Origin of the sequence: Pseudomonas sp. FH1 (genome assembly GCF_000510895.2) — a bacterium.
GTDB lineage: Bacteria > Pseudomonadota > Gammaproteobacteria > Pseudomonadales > Pseudomonadaceae > Aquipseudomonas > Aquipseudomonas azotoformans_A.
Genome location: NZ_AOHM01000033.1, coordinates 1 through 2,501, shown reverse-complemented (window position 1 = coordinate 2,501; position 2,501 = coordinate 1). Strand labels below are relative to the sequence as shown.

General features: G+C 49.0%; 3 protein-coding genes and 1 pseudogene. All 4 read left to right on the top strand.

Annotated elements, in window-relative coordinates:
• Nucleotides 1-429 (top strand): annotated as a pseudogene (locus H096_RS34360) (hypothetical protein); the annotation flags it as partial.
• A gap of 10 nt (nt 430-439) precedes the next feature.
• The gene (locus H096_RS12165) at nt 440-790 is read left to right on the top strand and encodes a hypothetical protein (protein WP_033898456.1); all 351 of its coding nucleotides are present in this window, start codon (nt 440-442) and stop codon (nt 788-790) included.
• Between the two features lie 60 nt (nt 791-850).
• Nucleotides 851-1,612 carry an RHS repeat protein gene (locus H096_RS12160; protein WP_033898454.1) on the top strand — a complete coding sequence of 254 codons (762 nt, stop codon included), beginning with the start codon at nt 851-853 and terminating at the stop codon, nt 1,610-1,612.
• A gap of 310 nt (nt 1,613-1,922) precedes the next feature.
• Nucleotides 1,923-2,333: an SMI1/KNR4 family protein gene (locus tag H096_RS12155; protein WP_033898452.1), complete on the top strand. Its 411-nt coding sequence runs from the start codon at nt 1,923-1,925 to the stop codon at nt 2,331-2,333.
• Nucleotides 2,334-2,501 lie beyond the last annotated feature (168 nt).

Here is a 2,501-nt window from a genome sequence, read left to right as displayed (position 1 = left end):
CCTCAGACAGCGAGGCCGTTAAAAACGGCTGCTTACTTCAGACCTTCCTTAGGGCTAAGGAGATGCCCTAAACTATGGGATGTGGACTCCCACCAAAATAATAAGAACGCCGTTAGGGGCCGAAACCTTAAATTGGATTCACACCATGTCGGACAAAAAAACATCATGCAAAATTTGGTGAAGAATTATGATCCCAAGACAGCTCCGACCATCCTAGTACCTCGGACTGGCCATACAACAAGAAATGGAGAAATCGGCATTGTATCCAGAAGCAAGATAAACCCAAAAACAGGACAACCATTTACAAATGCCAGATCTCTTGTCGCTAGAGACATTAAAGAGCTAAGGAGAGTTTACCCAGACGTTCCGAATAGCAAGCTCCAGAAACTCATTAGACTTAACAAAGAAATGTACCCAGAACTCAGGTAAGGGCAGGCATATGAACCTTGACGAGCAAGTGATAAGCTCCATATTCGAAGAGCTACTCGAAGACAACTCATCTAACTACAAGAAAGAACTGAGCAAACCCGCCGACTCAAAGCTAGACTTATACGCTAGAGTACGGTGTGCGCTAGCCAAACTCAGCACCAGCGAAAGAGACGATATTTTTAGAGTTTTCGACATAATTATTGCCGATAGCGCATCTGTAATATTTGGCACACTGGATGGAACTCATTTCCCAAACAACATTAATGAAGATTTTATCCTTCAATACAACAACAAAGAAATCCAAGGCAATTTACAGGATATTTTCATAGAAAAAGCCGAAGAAAAGGGTATCTACAAATAGAAATAACAAGAGTGATAGAGGTGTGCTCTGACTACAGCCCGACGGCGCCCGGCAACATGCATGAGTGCAGGCGCCGCCCCCAAACAACGCCTATACCCCTTCCACGCGGACGGAATCACTTACACACTTCCGCCGCTGCTGGAGTCGCAACTCGATCACGAGTGGCGCGTTACCCGCCACTGGAGCATCACCGATACTCTGGACAAGACCAAGTACCTGAGCTGGAACCTGCACGGCCAGCTACTCAGTAGCCGCGATTATCCCAATGCGCAAACGCTTTACTACTACGATGCCGACGGGCACCTCAGTGAAAGCATCAATGCGCATGGCGAGCACACTCATTACCGCTACGACGCCCGCGGCTACCTGATCGTAAGTGAACGCCCCAAGGTGCGCATCGACCGCTACGACCGCAGTGGAAGACTGATACAGCGTGTCGATGCCATGGGCGATACCGTCGACTTCGGCTACAACTCCTATGTTTGCCTGCTGCACCTGAGCAATGAAAACCACGAACGCTACTGCTTCGAGTGGGACGCGCTGGACCGCCTGCTGGCCCAGCAAGATCTGGATGCCAGTGGGCGTATCTACCAGTACAACCCGTTGGGTAATGTCACCGGTATCCACCATGTCTCCGCGCCGCTGGCCGAGCCCGACCTGGATGGAAAGGACAGTGCCGAACCACGCGCGCCACTGGCGCACCATTTTGAACGCGACGCCCTCGACCGCTTGATCCGCAAGCGTACCGACGACGGCGTTACCGAGTATGCCTACGGCAATGCCGACAACCTGCTGGCGATCATCCTCACCAACACCCGGTGACCAGCAGCGGCTGGACTAAACCTACGACGCCGTAGGTCAACTGCTCAGCGAGGCCAACAGTGCCTACGCCCTAGACACACAAGCTGCAAACAGGGAAGCCGGGCTAAATCAGAAATCCGCACCGAAGGGCTACGTTTGGCACCATGTGAATGATTACGATCCAAAGTCAAACACCGGAACAATGCAACTTGTAAAACAAAAAGCACACTTGGGAATAAAACATGCCGGAGGCGTTAGCCGGTACTCAGTAGCAACCGGAAAAAAAATATACTCATCCTGCGAGACCAGCCAAGCCTAAAGGACCTACCAGATGCCCATAACCCTACAGAATTGCGAAGCCCCAATTAGTACTCTTGAACTCGATGAATTCACTAAAACTATTGGCAGCACGCCATCAGAATATTTTAGAAATTTCTACCTAACAAATAATGGCGGAACCATTGATGACTCAATCACAGAAAGCAATGCCTTTTTACTAAACAGCTTTCTCTCCATAAAAAATGCTGAGGTAACAATTGAAGATACATACAAGCAACTAATCAAAGGAGAGCCCGAATTAAAAAACCTAGTCCCATTCGCCTATGACGATTGCGGTAACATTTTCGTTTTATCCGCCAGAAATAAAGATTTCGGGCTTGTCTATCTATGGCTGAGCGATGAAAGAGATCTAGTTTTTTTATCTAGCTCTTTCGAAGAATTTCTCGCACAGTTTGAGCAATGATTAGAACCACACCACCTATAACCAGGGCAACATTATCCGGAAGGGAGATCGACTAAACCTTCGAATACGACCTGGGACGTGCACCCTCCCCACTGGGTCGTGAGGATCATCGCTACAGGGTGTAGTGGTCTAATGAAACCGGACACCCATTTAGGCGAGAATGCTCGC

Excerpts from the sequence above, each read along its gene's own strand:
- H096_RS12160 (WP_033898454.1), top strand. The coding sequence starts at position 851 with ATGAGTGCAGGCGCCGCCCCCAAACAACGCCTATACCCCTTCCACGCG.
- H096_RS12155 (WP_033898452.1), top strand. The coding sequence starts at position 1,923 with ATGCCCATAACCCTACAGAATTGCGAAGCCCCAATTAGTACTCTTGAA.
- H096_RS12165 (WP_033898456.1), top strand. The coding sequence starts at position 440 with ATGAACCTTGACGAGCAAGTGATAAGCTCCATATTCGAAGAGCTACTC.